The organism is Kitasatospora sp. NPDC059577 (genome assembly GCF_042735475.1).
Lineage (GTDB): Bacteria > Actinomycetota > Actinomycetes > Streptomycetales > Streptomycetaceae > Kitasatospora.
Genome location: NZ_JBHWBZ010000040.1, coordinates 64860 through 81986, shown reverse-complemented (window position 1 = coordinate 81986; position 17127 = coordinate 64860). Strand labels below are relative to the sequence as shown.

Annotated in this window: 12 protein-coding genes; 1 reads left to right on the top strand and 11 read right to left on the bottom strand. The window is 73.2% G+C overall.

Annotated features, from left to right (window positions below):
* Window positions 1-310: 310 nt before the first annotated feature.
* From ACFV0O_RS26885 to ACFV0O_RS26855, 7 genes are all read right to left on the bottom strand, one after another.
* Window positions 311-433, bottom strand: a complete 123-nt coding sequence (locus ACFV0O_RS26885; protein WP_380346036.1) for a hypothetical protein — start codon at window positions 431-433, stop codon at window positions 311-313.
* A 174-nt stretch (window positions 434-607) separates the two neighbouring features.
* Window positions 608-2086, bottom strand: coding sequence for a GTPase ObgE (gene obgE / locus ACFV0O_RS26880; protein WP_360248607.1), 1479 nt, complete (start codon window positions 2084-2086; stop codon window positions 608-610).
* A gap of 118 nt (window positions 2087-2204) precedes the next feature.
* Window positions 2205-2462 (bottom strand): 50S ribosomal protein L27, encoded by a 258-nt coding sequence (rpmA, locus tag ACFV0O_RS26875; protein ID WP_030058248.1) that lies wholly within the window; start codon window positions 2460-2462, stop codon window positions 2205-2207.
* A 14-nt stretch (window positions 2463-2476) separates the two neighbouring features.
* Window positions 2477-2794: a 50S ribosomal protein L21 gene (gene rplU / locus ACFV0O_RS26870; RefSeq protein WP_360248604.1), complete on the bottom strand. Its 318-nt coding sequence runs from the start codon at window positions 2792-2794 to the stop codon at window positions 2477-2479.
* 227 nt (window positions 2795-3021) lie between these two features.
* Entirely contained in the window at window positions 3022-6567 is a 3546-nt protein-coding gene (locus ACFV0O_RS26865; RefSeq protein WP_380346032.1) for a ribonuclease E/G, read from the bottom strand.
* Window positions 6568-6963: 396 nt separating this feature from the next.
* A complete protein-coding gene (locus ACFV0O_RS26860; RefSeq protein WP_360248598.1) occupies window positions 6964-7764 on the bottom strand; it encodes a TIGR03936 family radical SAM-associated protein in 801 nt (266 codons plus the stop codon).
* Window positions 7765-7997: 233 nt separating this feature from the next.
* On the bottom strand, window positions 7998-9926 hold the full coding sequence (locus tag ACFV0O_RS26855) for a TIGR03960 family B12-binding radical SAM protein (RefSeq protein ID WP_380346030.1): 1929 nt from the start codon (window positions 9924-9926) through the stop codon (window positions 7998-8000).
* Between the two features lie 537 nt (window positions 9927-10463).
* Between ACFV0O_RS26855 and ACFV0O_RS26850 the strand changes: the two genes are divergently transcribed.
* Window positions 10464-11765 (top strand): M14 family zinc carboxypeptidase, encoded by a 1302-nt coding sequence (locus ACFV0O_RS26850; protein WP_380346028.1) that lies wholly within the window; start codon window positions 10464-10466, stop codon window positions 11763-11765.
* Between the two features lie 96 nt (window positions 11766-11861).
* Here the strand turns inward: ACFV0O_RS26850 and rodA are convergent, their stop codons facing one another.
* From rodA to mreC, 4 genes are read right to left on the bottom strand one after another with little or no spacing between them, the layout of a single operon-like run.
* On the bottom strand, window positions 11862-13061 hold the full coding sequence (gene rodA / locus ACFV0O_RS26845; RefSeq protein ID WP_380346026.1) for a rod shape-determining protein RodA: 1200 nt from the start codon (window positions 13059-13061) through the stop codon (window positions 11862-11864).
* Window positions 13058-15361 (bottom strand): penicillin-binding protein 2, encoded by a 2304-nt coding sequence (gene mrdA, locus ACFV0O_RS26840; RefSeq protein WP_380346025.1) that lies wholly within the window; start codon window positions 15359-15361, stop codon window positions 13058-13060. The genes rodA and mrdA overlap by 4 nt, the downstream gene beginning before the upstream one ends.
* A gap of 51 nt (window positions 15362-15412) precedes the next feature.
* Entirely contained in the window at window positions 15413-16051 is a 639-nt protein-coding gene (gene mreD, locus ACFV0O_RS26835) for a rod shape-determining protein MreD (RefSeq protein WP_380346023.1), read from the bottom strand.
* A 3-nt stretch (window positions 16052-16054) separates the two neighbouring features.
* Window positions 16055-16975, bottom strand: coding sequence for a rod shape-determining protein MreC (gene mreC / locus ACFV0O_RS26830; protein WP_360248580.1), 921 nt, complete (start codon window positions 16973-16975; stop codon window positions 16055-16057).
* Window positions 16976-17127 lie beyond the last annotated feature (152 nt).

Here is a 17127-nt window from a genome sequence, read left to right as displayed (position 1 = left end):
CCACCGGCGGCGCCGTTACGGCCGGCGCCGCGGGCGGCGGTGCCGGCGGCGGCAAGCTGCCGCAGGCCGGCACCGCCGTGAAGTTCGGCCAGCCCGCCACCGTGGACTTCGCCGACAAGACCTCGAACATCAGCACCAAGCTGGAGTTCACCGTCACCGGTGTCGTCCCGGGCTCGCTCAAGGACTTCCAGGACGCCAAGGCCAACACCACCGGCCTGGACGGCCGCGCACTCTTCTACGTCAGCTGGACCATGAAGAACCTCGGGGACACCAAGCTGTCCTTCAGCGCCCCCGATTCCAAGCTCAAGGCCTACGACGCCACCGGCAACACCGCGATGTTCGCCAACCCGGTCGGCTCGACCCCGGTCGCCAAGTGCACCACCCCGAGCTTCTCGGGTGCCACCAAGGGCGTCGAGTTCAAGGGCTGCGACATCGTCAGCTTCCCGGCCGGCGCCTCCCCGGTGATGATCGGCCACGCACCCCCCACGAACATACCCAAGGCCCGGCCCGCCTCCCCCACGTCCGCCCGCGCCATTTGCGCAACGGCACCGGCCCCCCCCCCCCCCCGGGGGGGGGGGGGCCGTTCGCGTCAGCCGGCCGGACCGGCTCAGTCCTCGTCGTCGCCCTCGTCGATGGCGGCCTGGCGGCCACCGGACAGCGCCTCGAAGGCGAGGAACTCGGCCTCGGCCGCGTCGCGGCCCTTCTGCTTCTCGCGACGGCGGTCGACCGCCGGGCGCTGGGTCTCCATGCGGTGGTCCTCACCGCGGCGGCCGAGCATCTCGGCGCCGGCGGCCATGGTCGGCTCCCAGTCGAAGACGACGGCGTTCTCGTCCGGGCCGATGATGACGGTGTCGCCCTCGTGCGCCCCGACCTTCCAGAGCTTCTCCTCGACGCCGAGGCGGGCCAGCCGGTCGGCGAGGTAGCCGACGGCCTCGTCGTTGCTGAAGTCGGTCTGGCGGACCCAGCGCTCCGGCTTGACGCCGCGGATGCGGTAGGCGCCGTCCTCCTCGGTGATGGTGAAGCCCGCGTCGTCGACGGCCACCGGCCGCAGCACGATCCGGGTGGACTCCTCGGCCGGCTTGGCGGCGCGCGCCTCGGCGACGATCTTCGCCACCGCGAAGCTCAGCTCGCGCAGGCCCTTGCGGGAGGCGGCGGAGACCTCGAACACCTGGTAGCCGCGCTCCTCCAGGGAGGCGCGGGTCAGGTCGGCGATGTCCTGGCCGTCCGGCACGTCCACCTTGTTGAGCGCGACCAGGCGCGGCCGGTCCTCCAGGCCGCCGTACTCGGCGAGCTCGGACTCGATGGTCTCCAGGTCGCTCAGCGGGTCGCGGCCGGGCTCCAGGGTGGCGCAGTCCAGCACGTGGACCAGCACCGAACAGCGCTCGACGTGCCGCAGGAACTCCAGGCCCAGGCCGCGGCCCTGGCTGGCGCCCGGGATCAGGCCGGGCACGTCGGCGATGGTGTAGACGGTGTCGCCCGCGGTGACCACGCCGAGGTTGGGGATCAGGGTGGTGAACGGGTAGTCCGCGATCTTCGGCTTGGCGGCGGAGAGCACCGAGATCAGCGAGGACTTGCCGGCGCTCGGGTAGCCCACCAGGGCCACGTCGGCGACGGACTTGAGCTCCATGACGATGTCACGGGACTCACCGGGCTCGCCGAGCAGCGCGAAGCCGGGCGCCTTGCGGCGGGCCGAGGCCAGCGCGGCGTTGCCGAGGCCGCCGCGGCCGCCCTGGGCGGCGACGAAGCTCGTGCCGTGGCCGACCAGGTCGGCCAGGACGTTGCCCTTGCGGTCCAGCACCACGGTGCCGTCCGGTACGAGGAGGACGAGGTCCTCACCGATCGCGCCGGTGCGGTTGCCGCCCGCGCCCGGCTTGCCGTTGGTGGCCTTGCGCTTGGGCGAGTGGTGGTACTCGAGCAGGGTGGTGACCTGCGAGTCCACGGTGAGGATGACGCTGCCGCCCTCACCGCCGTTGCCGCCGTCCGGGCCGCCGAGCGGCTTGAACTTCTCGCGGTGCACGGAGGCGCAGCCGTGGCCCCCGTTACCCGCGGCGACGTGAAGTTCGACGCGGTCCACGAAGGTGGTCATGGGTGTGCCTCCAGTGCGCGAGAGTCTGCTTGCTACCTGCGTAAAGCGTGAAGGGTGGACCGGAGAATTCCGGCCCACCCTTCACTGTGAGTCATGCGACTCGGGAGTCCGTTCGGACTCAGGCCTCGACGGCCACGATGTTGACGACCTTGCGGCCGCGGCGGTTGCCGAACTGCACGGCACCGGCGGTCAGCGCGAACAGGGTGTCGTCGCCACCGCGACCGACGCCCGCACCCGGGTGGAAGTGGGTGCCGCGCTGGCGGACGAGGATCTCGCCGGCCGAGACGACCTGGCCGCCGAAGCGCTTCACGCCGAGGCGCTGGGCGTTCGAGTCACGGCCGTTACGGGTAGAGCTTGCGCCCTTCTTGTGTGCCATATCTCGCTATCCCCTTACTTGCTGACCGAGTCGATGCTGGTGATGCGCACCGCGGTGTGCTGCTGGCGGTGGCCCTGACGGCGGCGGTAGCCGGTCTTGTTCTTGTAACGCAGGATGACGATCTTGTCACCCTTGGTCTGGTCGACCACCTCGGCGTGAGCCTTCACGCCGGCCAGGACCCACGGGTCGGAGGTGACGGCGTCACCGTCGACGACGAGGATGGTCGAGAGCTCGACCGAGTCACCCGCCTTGGCCTCGATGCGGTCGATCTCCAGCACGTCGCCCACGGCGACCTTGTGCTGGCGGCCGCCTGCGCGAACGATCGCGTACATGCGGTACCTGCTTTCCTTGCTCGGTCGGAACCCCCGACGCCAGCTGCCTGGGTACGGACACAGGAGCCTCTCCCCGGCCCTCCGCGCGAACGCGGCGACCCGGGAAGGTGATGTGCTCGGGAGCATGGCGTAGACACGCCGATGGTCAAGAATACGGACCGGCCGCCCGGGGGGCAAACCGGCCCGTACGGCCCGGGGCGGGATGGCTCCCGCCCCGGGCGTGGGCACTACTCGGACGCCGTATCACCCTCGGCGGCCGCGGCCTTCTTGGCCGCCGCGCTGGTCCGCTTGGTGGCGGTCTTGCGGGCGGTGGTCTTCTTGGCCGCCGCGGTCGTCTTCTTGGCGGCGGTCTTCTTGGCGGCGGTCTTGCGGGCGGCCCGCTTCTTCGGCGCCGGCGCCTCCTCGGCGGCGGCCTCCTCGCCCGGGGCCTCCTCGGTCGGGGCGGCGGGAGCCTCGGGGGCCTCCGCGGCCGGGGTCTCGACGACCTCGGCCTCCGCGACGACGACCGGCTCGGCGGCGGCCGGAGCCGCGGCCTCCAGGGCCGCCTCGAGCGCCGCCTCGGCCTTCGCCTGCAGCACCACGATCTCGGCGGCGACCGGCGAACCGGCCGGGGCCGTCGCCTTGCGCACCGCGCGGCGGCGCGGACGGCCCGCCGGAGCGGCGACCGGGGCCTCGGCCACCGGTGCCTCGACGGCCGGGGCCTCGACGGCCTCGTCGCCAGGAACCTCCAGGGCCAGCTGGCCCTCGATCTCCTCGCGCACCGGCTCGCCCGGCAGCTCCGCGACGGCGGCCTCGACGACCCGCGTGACCTGCTCGGCGGCCTCGGCCGCCTCGGTCACACCGGCCTCGACGGCCTGCGACTCCTCGTGGCCCGCGCCGCCCTTGCCCCGGCGACGGCGCTTGCCGCCGCCCTGGGCGGCCTCGCCCGCCGGGGCGGACGGGGCGTGGACGTGGGCGCTCGGCTGCTCCATGTGGACGATCACACCGCGACCGTTGCAGTGCACGCAGGCCTCGGAGAAGGACTCCAGCAGGCCCTGGCCGACCCGCTTGCGGGTCATCTGGACCAGGCCCAGCGAGGTGACTTCCGCCACCTGGTGCTTGGTCCGGTCCCGGCCCAGGCACTCCAGCAGGCGGCGCAGCACCAGGTCGCGGTTGGACTCCAGCACCATGTCGATGAAGTCGATCACGATGATGCCGCCGAGGTCGCGCAGCCGCAGCTGGCGCACGATCTCCTCGGCCGCCTCGATGTTGTTGCGGGTGACCGTCTCCTCCAGGTTGCCGCCCTGGCCGACGAACTTCCCGGTGTTGACGTCGATGACGACCATCGCCTCGGTGCGGTCGATCACCAGCGAACCGCCGCTGGGCAGCCAGACCTTGCGGTCCAGCGCCTTCATCAGCTGCTCGTCGATCCGGTAGGTGGCGAACACGTCCACCTCGGAGGTCCAGCGCTGGAGCCGGCCGGCGAGGTCCGGGGCCACGTTGGAGACGTACTCGTGGATGGTCCCCCACGCCTCGTCACCGGAGACGATGACCTTGGTGAAGTCCTCGTTGAAGATGTCGCGGACGACCCGGACGGTCATGTCCGGCTCGCCGTACAGCAGCGCCGGGGCGTTGCCGGTGGCGGCCTTCTTCTGGATGTCCTCCCACTGCTGCTGGAGGCGCTGGACGTCGCGGGTCAGCTCCTCCTCGGAGGCGCCCTCGGCGGCGGTGCGCACGATGACGCCCGCGTCGTCCGGGACGATCTTCTTGAGGATCTGCTTCAGACGGGCCCGCTCGTTCTCGGGCAGCTTGCGCGAGATGCCGGTCATCGAGCCCTCGGGCACGTACACCAGGTAGCGGCCGGGCAGCGAGATCTGGCTGGTCAGACGGGCGCCCTTGTGGCCGATCGGGTCCTTGGAGACCTGCACCAGCACGGACTGGCCGGACTTCAGCACCGACTCGATCCGGCGCGGGCCACCGTGGCCCAGCGCACCGAAGTTGACCTCACCGGCGTACAGCACCGCGTTGCGGCCCTTGCCGATGTCGACGAAGGCGGCCTCCATCGACGGCAGCACGTTCTGGACCTTGCCCAGGTAGACGTTGCCGACGTACGAGGTGGCCTGCTCCTTGTTGACGTAGTGCTCGACCAGCACGCCGTCCTCAAGGACGCCGATCTGGGTGCGCTGGCCGTTCTGGCGCACCACCATGACGCGCTCGACCGACTCGCGGCGGGCCAGGAACTCGGCCTCGGTGATGATCGGCACCCGGCGGCGGCCCAGCTCGCGGCCCTCGCGGCGGCGCTGCTTCTTCGCCTCCAGACGGGTCGAGCCCTTGATGGACTGCACCTCGTCCGGGTCGAAGGACGGCTCGGTGGAGCGGCGGCGCGGCTCGCGCACCTTCACCACCGTGCGGACGCCGTCCTCGGTGGTCTCGGCGGTCTCGACGGCGCCGGCCTCACCGCTGCGGCGGCGACGGCGACGGCGACGGCGCGACGAGGACAGGCCGGCGGCCAGGTCGTCGTCGTCCTCGTCCTCCTCCTCGGCGACGGCCTGGGCCGGCTCCTCGGGGGTGGGCTGCTCGGTCTCGGCGGCCTCGAACTCCTCGGCCTCGCCACGGCGACGGCGACGGCCGCCACGACGGCGACGGCGCGACGGACGGTCGTCCTCCCAGTCGCCCTCGGTGTCCGGACCGGCGGCGGGGGTCTCCTCGACGGGCTCCTCGACGGCCGGCTGCTCGACCGGGGCGGCGGCGACCGGCGCCGGAGCGGCCTGCGCGGGGGCGGGCTGCACGGGCGCGGCCTGGGCCGCGGCGGCCTGCGTCCTGGCGGCCGGAGCCTTGGCGGCCGACTTGCGGCGGCCCGGCTCGACGCGGGCGCGGACCCGGCGGCGGCGGCCGACGCCGCTGTACTCGAACTCGTCCTCCTCGTCGCGCTCCGCGACGGCCGGGGCCTCGACCGGCGCCGGGACGGCGGCGGCGGGCTGCTGCTGCTGCGCGGACGGTGCGACGTAGGGGGCCGGCTCCTGGAACACCGGGGCCTGGAAGACCGCGGTGGCCGGACGGACGGCGCGACGGCGCACCCGGTGGTGCGGCTCGGCCTCGACGGCCGGGGCGGGGGCGGCGGGCGCGGCCACCGGCTCGGCGGCGGCCTCCTCCTCGGGCTCCTCCGCGACGACGGGCTCCTCGGCCTGCGGCTCCTCGACCGGGGCCTCGACGACCGGCGCGGCCTCGACCACGCGACGGCGGCGGGGGCGACGGGCCGGAGCCTCCTCGGCCACCGGCTCGGCGGCGGGGGCGGCGACGGGAGCAGGGGTCTCGGCGGGCTCCTCGGCAGCGGGCTCCTCGGCGGCCGGCGCACCGGCCGGAGCCTCGGCCCGCTTGCGGGTACGGCGGGCCCGGACGGGCTTCTCCGCCTTCTCGTCCTTCTTCTCGGCCTGCGCCTCGACGGCGGTCTCCGCCGCCGGGGCCTCGGCGGCCTCGGGCGCGGTGACCACGATCGCGGACGCCTCGGGCGCACCGGCCGGCGCCTCGGCGCGCTTGCGGGTGCGGCGGGCCCGGACCGGCTTCTCGGCGGCGGGGGTCTCCGCGGCCGGAGCCGGGGCGGTCCCGGCCGCCGGCGCCTCGGCCGGCAGGACCGTCTCGGCGGCGTCGGCGGCGGCGCCCTGCGGGGTGCCCGCCGGGCGGGACACCGCGCGGCGACGACGGCGCGGCGGCGCGGCGGACGCGCCCTCGCTGCCGGTCGCGGTGGTTTCGTTCGGTTCCGTGGCCGCAGTCTGCGGGTCGGTGTTATCGAGCATGCGGGTGGATCTCCCGTCAGGCCCCCGGGCTCCGCATCCGGGCACGGCACGGCACCGGTGGGCGGCCGGCATCGCGAGGATGCTCGGGCCGGACCCTTTCACGGTGCCGCCGCGCGGACGCGAGGCCGCACAGGGGCTCGTAGTCTCGCTCGGCGCCCCGCGCTCGGCGGGGTGTCGAAAGTCTTCTGGTTCTGACCAGTCTTCTGAGGTTTTCCCAAGCTGCGCCGTCCCCCAACCCCGGGTGGCTCCCGGACCGGGTCCCGGGCCCACCGGCCTTCGTGGCCGGCAGGCCCCGGTTGGCAGGCCTGTGCTGCGACGACGCTCGCTCCCCTGGGGAGCCGCGGGAACCCTGGAGGACCATCGGGTCCAGTGAGAACTGGACCCGGCCTCCGCCCGCTAGGCGGGCGCGGTAGCGCGCGGCCCGGCGCCCGGCTCCGAGCCGGCCTGGGCCGCGGCGCGGTCGAGCGCCAGCGGGTCGGTCACCGTGCCGGTCCCCTCGTCGAGCGGCCCCTGCGCCAGCCTGGTCACCTCTGCGGGGACCGGCGGCGCCAGGTCGGCCGTCGCACGGAGACCGGACAATACGTCGTCGGGTCGTACGGCGGGTGTGGCGTGTCGTACTACCAGGCGCAGTATCGCACAGGGACGGCCGGTCCGAACATCGCGGTCGGTTCCGGCCTCCGTGTCCGCACCGCCGTCGACCTGGGGCGGGACGATCTGGAGTGCCGCCACCGCACCGCGCGCGTCGAAGACCCGCACGCCGTTCTTGGTGAGGCGTTCGACCTCGACGCGCTCCTCGGCGAGGAAGCGCGCCACCGCGGCGGCGGCCTCGTCCGGCTCGACGCCGTCCAGCCGGACCAGCCACTCGGAGGCCTCCAGGCGCTCCACGAAGTTCGGCGTCCGCACCTCGACCGCGTCGATCACGTCCAGGCCCGTCGGCAGCGACTCGTCCAGTTGCGCCCGGAGCTGTTCGGGGTCGCGAACGGCGGCCAGGCCGATCTCCAGGTACTCCGCCTCGCTCGCCACCCCGGTGGGGGCCGCGTTGGCGTAGGAGACCTTCGGGTGCGGGGTGAAGCCGGCCGAGTAGGCCATCGGAACGGCGGACCGGCGCAGGGCGCGCTCGAAGGCGCGCTGGAAGTCGCGGTGGCTGGTGAAGCGGAGCCGGCCGCGCTTGGTGTAGCGGAGACGAATCCGCTGCACCGTCGGCGCGGGCGGCGGACCGTCGGGCGTACGGCGTGCCAGGGTCGCTCAGTCCTTAGTCAGTTGTCCCCGTCCGGCGCGGCGCGTTGCCGCCACTGCCCGGACTCTGTCACCTCAAAGGGTACGCGCCCCGCCACCCCCCTCGCTCCGCCCCTGGTCAGCCGCATGCCCGCGACCCCCGGCCGGAGGTTCCGGCCGGGGGTCGCGGGTGTGGCAACCGTCACTCGCGGCGACTACTTGTTGACGACCGTCAGCGGCAGCATCTTCTTGCCCGTCGGGCCGATCTGGATGTGGGTGTCCATCTGCGGACACACCCCGCAGTCGAAGCACGGCGTCCAGCGGCAGTCGTCGACCTCGACCTCCTCCAGCGCGTCCTGCCAGTCCTCCCAGAGCCAGTCCTTGTCGAGGCCGCTGTCCAGGTGGTCCCAGGGCAGCACCTCCTCGTAGGTGCGCTCGCGGGTGGTGTACCAGTCGACGTCGACGCCGGTGCCGGCCAGGCCCTTGTCGGCACAGGCGATCCAGCGGTCGTACGAGAAGTACTCGCGCCAGCCGTCGAAGCGGCCGCCGTCCTCGTAGACCGCGCGGATGACCGCGCCGATGCGGCGGTCGCCGCGGGAGAGCAGGCCCTCGATGATGCCCGGCTTGCCGTCGTGGTAGCGGTAGCCGATGTTCTTGCCGTACTTGCGGTCGCCGCGGATCGAGTCGCGCAGCTTGGCCAGGCGGGCGTCGGTGGCTTCGGCGGACAGCTGCGGGGCCCACTGGAACGGGGTGTGCGGCTTGGGCACGAACCCGCCGATGGAGACGGTGCAGCGGATGTCGTTCTGGCCGGTGACCTCGCGGCCCTTCTGGATGACGTTCTTCGCCATCTCGCCGATCTGGAGCACGTCCTCGTCGGTCTCGGTCGGCAGGCCGCACATGAAGTACAGCTTCACCTGGCGCCAGCCGTTGCCGTAGGCGGTGGCGACGGTGCGGATCAGGTCCTCCTCCGACACCATCTTGTTGATCACCTTGCGCATGCGCTCGCTGCCGCCCTCGGGGGCGAAGGTGAGGCCCGAGCGGCGCCCGTTGCGGGACAGCTCGTTGGCGAGGTCGATGTTGAAGGCGTCGACGCGGGTGGACGGCAGCGACAGGCCGATCTTGTCCTCGGTGTAGCGGTCCGCGAGGCCCTTGGCGATGTCGCCGATCTCGGTGTGGTCGGCGCTGGACAGCGACAGCAGGCCGACCTCCTCGAAGCCGGTGGCCTTCAGCCCGCGCTCGACCATCTCGCCGATGCCGGTGATGCTTCGCTCCCGCACGGGGCGCGTGATCATGCCGGCCTGGCAGAAGCGGCAGCCGCGGGTGCAGCCGCGGAAGATCTCCACGGACATCCGCTCGTGCACCGTCTCGGCGAGCGGGACCAGCGGCTGCTTGGGGTACGGCCACTCGTCCAGGTCCATCACGGTGTGCTTGGACACCCGCCACGGCACGCCCGGGGCGTTCGGGACGACGCGGCCGATCCGGCCGTCGGCCAGGTACTCCACGTCGTAGAACTTGGGGACGTAGACCCCGCCGGTGCGGGCCAGGCGCAGCAGCACCTCGTCGCGCCCGCCCGGGCGGCCCTCGGCCTTCCAGGCGCGGACGACCTCGGTGATGTCGAGCACGGCCTGCTCGCCGTCGCCGACCACGGCGCAGTCGAGGAAGTCGGCGATCGGCTCCGGGTTGAAGGCCGCGTGACCGCCGGCGAGGACGATCGGGTCCTCGTCGGTGCGGTCCTTGGCCTCCAGCGGGATGCCGGCCAGGTCGAGCGCGGTCAGCATGTTGGTGTAGCCGAGCTCGGTGGAGAACGACAGGCCGAACACGTCGAAGGCCTTCACCGGGCGGTGGGCGTCGACGGTGAACTGGGGGACGCCGTGCTCGCGCATCAGCGCTTCCAGGTCCGGCCAGACGCTGTAGGTGCGCTCGGCGAGCACGCCCTCGCGCTCGTTCAGCACCTCGTAGAGGATCATGACGCCCTGGTTGGGCAGGCCGACCTCGTAGGCGTCGGGGTACATCAGTGCCCAGCGGACGTCGCAGGCGTCCCAGTCCTTGACGGTCGAGTTGAGCTCGCCGCCGACGTACTGGATCGGCTTCTGGACGTGCGGGAGGAGGGCCTCCAGGCGTGGGAAGACCGATTCGACAGTCATGTACTAGGAACCCTTACGACGTGATTCGGTGCCGCGAGTCGGCACGGGAGGGGTGACCCTCAAGGGTAGCCCAATCCGGGGATGGGGCCGTCTGCCCCGGAGCGCGGGCCCTCCGCGCTCCGGCGCGACCCGCCCGTCGGGCGCCCGCCCCGGCACGCGCAGTGCGCGCCCGCCGCCCGGCGCCGTCCGCCGTTGACACGCCCGAACGGCCCGTGCGCTACTGACAGGGCTCCGCCAAGAACCCCTGTGCCCCTTCCGGACAAGGGAGTTGGGTCGTACGCTCGGCCCTCGTCGGAGTTCCCCGGCGATGCCCTCTCCCGCCCCTCACGCACGGCCTCGTCGGAGTTCCCCCGGCGATGCCCTCCCGCCCCTCACGCACGGCCCAGTCCACCCTCACCAGGCCCGTCCCGTGTCCGCCCGGCCGCCGTCCCCGGCCCGCGGTGCCCCGTCCCCCGCCCGCACTCCGTGCCCGGCGGCGCACCCGCGTGCCCGCGCCCCGGCGGCCGTACGAGCCGTACGACCGGCGCAAGGAGAACCATGACCGACACCGGTCGGCGGATCCGCCCCCTCCGGCCCCTCGACTCCCGGCCCGCCCGCTACCCCACGCCGGCCCAGGCCGAGTGCGCCGCCCGGCGGCTCGCCCTGCGCCACCCGGACCGCTGCCGGCTGCGCGAGGTGGGCCGTTCCCGGGCCGGACGCCCGCTGCTGCTGCTGTCCGTCGACCGCGGCCCGCGCACCGCGCTCGTGGTCGGCGGCCCGCACCCCAACGAGCCGATCGGCACGGCCGGGGCGGTGCGGCTGGCCGAGCTGCTGCTGGACCGCCCCGCCCGTCCCGGCCTCTCCTGGCACCTGCTGCTCTGCCTCGACCCGGACGGCGCCGCGCTCAACGCCGGCTGGCTGGACGGCCCGCTCACCATGAGCCGCCACTACGAGCACTTCTTCCGCCCCGCGTTCGAGGAGCAGCCCGAGCTGCTGCCCGCCCCCGGCTCCGGCCGTCCGCCGATGCCGGAGAGCGTGGCACTGACGGGCCTGATCGACGAGTTGCGCCCGTTCCTGCAGTGCTCGCTGCACGGGGTGGACTTCGGCGGGTCCTTCGTCCAGCTCACCGGTCCGGTTCCCGGCCTGTCCGAGCGTTTCGCCCGCTCCGCCGAGCGGGCCGGCCTCCCCCTGGACGTGGACTCCTACGACGCGATCGGCTGGGCCAGCCCGGCCCCCGGCACCTATCTGATGCCGGTCCCGGGCGGTTCCGGGGCTTCCTGGGCGCTGCCGGACGAGCCCGAGCTGTCGACCTGGTCGTACGCGGCCCGGCACGGTGCGGTCAGCGCCGTCCTGGAGGTCCCGATGTGGGCCGTGGACGCGGTCGGCGACGCCCGCCCGCACCCGGCGGGACCGCGGGCGCTCGCCTCCGCCGCCCGGGAGCTCACGGTGCGCGCAGAGGAGCTGACCGCCGTGCTGGCCCGGGTCCCCGTGCACAGCCACGAGGCGTACGGGCCGATGGTGCGCACCGCCGAGTTCAGTCTGGCGGTGGCCCCGCGGGTGGCCGAGGAGTGGCTGGACCGCTGGCGCCCCGGGCCGCTCTCGTCCTCGCGGGTGACCACGGCCGGGCTGGTGGCGGCCCGGCTGCCCTTGCGGGTGGCGTCGATCCTGCTGCGGCTGCTGGCGGACGCCCGCGGCCCGGGTGCGGAGGCCGCCCGCGAGCGCGCCCGTGCCGTCGTCGCGGACAGTCTGGACCGGCTGCGGCACCGGTTCGGTGCCCGTTGGGTGCCGGTGCAGGAGCAGCTGGCCCACCAGTCCCGTGCCGTGCTCACCGCCGCCGACTGCCTGCTCCAGCCGCGCTGACGCACCGCCGGCCGGGCGCCGGGGGAAGGGGCGCCGGGTCGGGCACGCGCAGGGGCCGGCCCGGGTTTCCCCGGACCGGCCCCTGCGCACACTCGCTCAGGCCGCTATCGGCCGCTGGCTCCGCACCGCCTGGAGCAGCCCGATCGCCATCCAGTTCGCGAACATCGAGGACCCTCCGTACGAGACGAACGGCAGCGGGATGCCGGCGACCGGCATGATGCCCAGGCACATCCCTATGTTCTCGAAGGCCTGGAAGGCCAACCAGGCGATGATCCCGGCCGACACGATCGTGCCGTAGAGGTCGGTCGCCTGACGCGCGATCCGGCAGGCCCGCCAGAGCACCACGCCGACCAGCAGGATGATCGCCAGCGCCCCGACGAAGCCGAGTTCCTCGCCCGCGACGGTGAACACGAAGTCGGTCTGCTGCTCCGGCACGAACTGCCCGGTGGTCTGGGTCCCGTGGAACAGTCCCTTGCCGGTGAGCCCGCCCGACCCGATCGCGATCCGGGCCTGCGCGGTGTTGTAGCCGACGCCGTTCGGGTCCAGCTGCGGGTTGGCGAAGGCGGCGAAGCGGTCGATCTGGTACTTGCTCAGCAGCCCGAACTTCCAGATCGCCACGCATCCGGCGGCGCCCGTCACCAGCAGCCCGAGGACCCAGCGGTTCGCCGCGCCCGAGCCGAGCAGGATGCCGAGCACGATCGCGGCCATCACCATCACCGAGCCGGCGTCCGGCATCAGCAGCACTATGCACATCGGCAGGCCGGCCCAGACGAGACCGCGGAACACGGCCCGGTGCGAGGGGAACTCCCGCTCCCCCGCGTCCACCTGGTCGGACAGCACGACCGCCATCGCCAGCACGATCGCGAGCTTCGCGAACTCGGCGGGCTGGATCGAGAAGCCGCCGCCGAGCTGGATCCACGAGTGCGCGCCGTTGATGGTGGATCCCAGCGGGCTGAGTGTCGCCAGCAGCAGCAGGATCACGCCGACGTACAGGAACGGCACGATCGTGCGGAAGCGACGACTCCCTATCGCTATCACCACGGAGCACAGCACCAGCCCGACCACGAAGTTGGTCAGGTGCCGGTACAGGAAGTACTGCGGGTCCCCGTGGGTGAGCGAGTCGCGCCCCCGGGTGGCCGACCAGACCAGCAGCGAGCTGCCGGCCGAGAGGGCCAGCGCGGCCAGCAGCAGTATCCAGTCCAGCCGCCAGAGCGGGGAGTCCTTGGCGAGGGCCTTGGAGACCCCGCCGCGCTGCGGGGCCAGCCGCAGTTGCCGGTAGGAGCCGTAGGAGGTCATGCCCGTCCCCTTCCCGGGCTGCGGCCGGGTTCGAGCGCGGCGTCGGCCGCGGTGTACGACGCCGGGCGGTCGGTCGGAGGTGTCCGGTCGAGGAAGGCCGTCGCCGGCGCCGGGTCCGCCTGCGCCGCGTCCTGGAGCACCGGGACCAGCGCGGGCGCCTGGGCCGCGCCCGGCGTCTGGTCGACGGAGTACGCGGCCGGCTTGATGATCGCGGTGCCGTCCGGGTTGAACTTCGGCAGCTCGGCCTGCGGGGCGGGCAGCAGCGCCTTGGTGGTGTCGACGTTGCCCTTGTCGTCCACGCCGTACAGCGCCTGGTAGATCCGGCGGACGGAGTCACCCGAGCCGCCGGAGCCGGTGCCGCCCTGGCTGATCGTCATGATGATCGCGTAGTCCTTGCTGTACGTGGCCAGCCAGGAGGTGGTCTGCTTGCCCTCGACCTCGGCGGTGCCGGTCTTGGCGTGCAGCGCGATCTTGTCCTGCGGCCAGCCGGCCTGCGTGAACTTCCAGGCGGCGGTACCGCTCTTGACGACGCCCTCGGTGGCCTGGTTGATGTAGCTCAGCAGCTTCTGGTCACCGGGGAACTGGGCGTCCGCCTGCGGGGCGATCTCGCGGACGAGGTCCCCGCCCGGGCTTATCACCGCCTTGGCGATGGTCGGCCGGTAGAAGGTGCCGCCGTTGGCCAGCGCCGAGTAGATCCGGGCCATCTGGACCGGGGTGACGAGGGTGTCGCCCTGGCCGATCGCGAAGTTGACGGCGTCACCGGCGCGCATCTGGTAGCCGTCGACGCAGTTCTCCTTGGCGATCTGGTCGGAGAAGCTGTTGCCGCCCTTCTTCGCCTGGGCGCACCAGGCGTCCTTGTTGTTGTCGTAGAAGGACTGCTTCCACTGCCGGTCGGGCACCCGGCCGGTGACCTCGGACGGCAGGTCGATGCCGGTCTTGGCGCCGAGGCCGAACTCGTGGGCGGTCTTGAAGAACCAGTCGGCCGCGTCCTTCTTCGGCTTGATGCCGCCGTCCTTCACCCACTGGTCGTTCGCCAGGCCGTAGAAGACGGTGTCGCAGGAGACCTCCAGCGCCTTCTCCAGCGAGATGGAGCCGAAGCTCTCGCTCTCGAAGTTCTTGAACTCGCGCCCGCCGATGGTCATGCTCTTCGGGCACGGGTAGGTGCCGTCCAGCGAGTAGCCGGCCTGCACGGCGGCGGTGGTGGAGATGACCTTGAAGGTCGAGCCGGGGGCGGACTGACCCTGTATGGCGCGGTTCAGCAGCGGGAAGTTGGAGTCCTTGCTGGTCAGCGACTGGTAGTCCTTGCCGGTGATGCCGCCGACCCAGAGGTTCGGGTCGTAGGTGGGGGCGCTCGCCATCGCGATGATCCGCCCGGTGTGCACGTCCATCACCACGGCGGCGCCGGAGTCGGCCTCGTAGTTGCGGTTGGTGACCTTGTCGAAGGTGTTCCGGGCGTCGGCGATGGCCTGCGCGAGGTTGTCCTCGACCACCTTCTGCACCCGGGCGTCGATGCTGGTGACCAGGTTGTCGCCGGTCTGCGGGGCGACGGCGCCGGCGGTGCCGATCACCCGGCCGAGGTTGTCCACTTCCAGCTGGGTGATGCCGGCGGTGCCGCGCAGGTCGCGGTCGTACACCGACTCCAGGCCGGCCCGGCCGATCTGGTCGGCCGGCAGGTAGCGGTCCAGGCCGCTCTTGGCGGCGGTCTTGCTGACCTCCTCGTCGGTGACCGGCGAGAGGTAGCCGAGCACCTGGGCCATGTTGGCGCCCTCGACGCCGGTGTAGCGGCGTACGGCGGTGGGCTGCGCGGTGACCCCGGGGAAGTCCTCGCGGCGTTCCATCATCTGCATCGCCTGCTGGGTGGTCGCCTCCTTGGTGACCGGGATCGGCTGGTAGGGCGAGCCGTTCCAGCAGGGCTGCGGCGTCTTGGCGTCGCAGAGCCGGACCTTCTCCTGCACGTCCTTGGCGGGCATCCCGAGCACGTCGGCCAGCCGGGCCAGCACCGCCTTGCCGCCGTCCTTCTGCTGCAGCAGCGAGGTGCGGCTGACCGAGACCACCAGCCGGGTCTCGTTGCCGGCCAGCACCCGTCCGGAGGCGTCCAGGATCTCGCCGCGGACGGCCGGTTCGACCACTTCGCGGATGTGGTTGCCGGTCGCCTTGGCGGTGTACTCCTTGGCGTTGCGGATCTGCAGGTACCACAGCCGACCGCCGAGGGTGGCGAGCAGCGACAGCACCAGGATCTGCAGCACCACCAGACGGATCGTCACCCGCCGGGTGCGGCCGGTCTCGGGGATGTTGCTCACGTCTCGTGCGCTCCAGGGTGCGGGGAAGTCGGGAGGTCGGGGCCGGTCCGGTTACGGGCGGCGGGCGAAGCCGGGCACGCGCCGTTTCCTGTACGACGGGCCGGAGGAGACCTCGCGGGTGGTGCGGTAGCGGGCCAGCGAGCCCATGCCCGGGCCGCCCTGGTCGTCGTCGGCGGCGGCCACCGGGTCGCGCCCGAAGCGACGGCCGAGGAGCATCACCAGCGGCACCACGAACGGTGCCAGCAGCAGGTCGTACAGCAGGGCGCTGATCACCAGGCCGCCGAGGCCGACGTGCCGGGCTGCGGTGTCGCCGACCAGCGCGCCGACCAGCGCGTACAGCAGGGTGGAGGCGACCGCGGCGACGCCCACCACCAGCAGCGAGCCGACGACCGAGCGCTGGCGGCCGTGGTCGGGCCGCAGCAGGCCGGCGGCGTAGCCCATCAGGCAGAGCACCAGCGCGTAGCGGCCGATCGCGTGGTCGGAGGGCGGCGCGAGGTCGGCGAGCAGGCCGGCCGCGAAGCCGACCAGGCAGCCGCCGGTGGGCCCGTAGACCATGGCCAGGCCGACCACGACGAGCAGCAGTATGTCCGGGGTGGCTCCCGGGAGCTGGAGCCGGCCGAAGACGCTGACCTGGAGGATCAGGCCGAGCAGGATCAGGCAGGCGGAGACGGGGATGCGGGCGAGGCGCATGGCTCAGTTCCCCCCAGTGGGCTTGGCGGGCGGGGCGGCGGGCGCGCCGGCCGGGGCCTGGCCCGGGGCGGGCGGCAGGACGGCGTCCCGCGGGTCGGCGCGCGGCGGCACGACCACCACGCCGACCAGGTCCAGCCGGGTGAACTGGACGAAGGGCTCGACCAGGACGGTCTTGGTCAGCTGCCCGGCATTGGCCTGGACCTCGGTGACCTTGCCGACCGGGACTCCGGGCACGAACGGGCGGCCGCTCTGCGAGCCGAAGGTGACCAGCCGGTCGCCGGCCTTGACCTGGGCCTTGCCGTTGAGCAGGGAGACCTTCATCGGGCTGTCGCCGCCACCGGAGGCGAAGCCGATCTCGCCGGTGCCCTCCAGGCGGGTGCCGGCCGAGAAGCCGGGGTCGGAGGCGAGCAGCACGGTGGCGGTGGTCGGGGCGACGGTGGTGACCCGGCCGACCAGGCCCTGACCGTTGATCACGGTCATGTCGCGGGTGAGGCCGTCGTCGCTGCCGGCGTCGACGGTGATGGTCCAGGAGAAGCCCTGGGCCGGGCCGATCGCGATGACCTGGGCGGCCTTGACGGTGTAGCCGCCGGCACCGGCGGTGCGCAGCAGGTCGTCCAGCTGCTTGGTGCGCCCGGCGGCCATGTCGGAGGAGGCGAGCTTCTGCCGCAGTTCGGTGTTCTCGCGGGCGAGCTGGTCGGTGCGGCCGCTGTTGGTGGCGGCGTCCCGGAAGGCCCGGACGGTGTCGGCGACCGGGTCGACGACGGTGGCGGCACCGCGTTCGACGGGCCCGAGGACCCCGGCGGCCGCGTGCCGGGCGGGGCCGAGCGGGGAGTCCTCACCGCCCTTGATGTCCACGGTGATCAGCGCGAAGGCGACGGCCACCAGCAGGATGAGCAGCAGCCGGCTCTCTCGTGTGTCCCTCACGGTGGTGGTACTGCCCCTTCGTACCTGGCGGGGGGCCCCGGCCCGGGGGGGCCGGCGGGGGGGCGGGCGGGGGGGGGGGGGGGGGGGGGGGGGGGGGAGGGGGGGCGGGGGGGGGGGGGTGCAGCGGGGGGGGCGCCAACACCCCCGCGCCC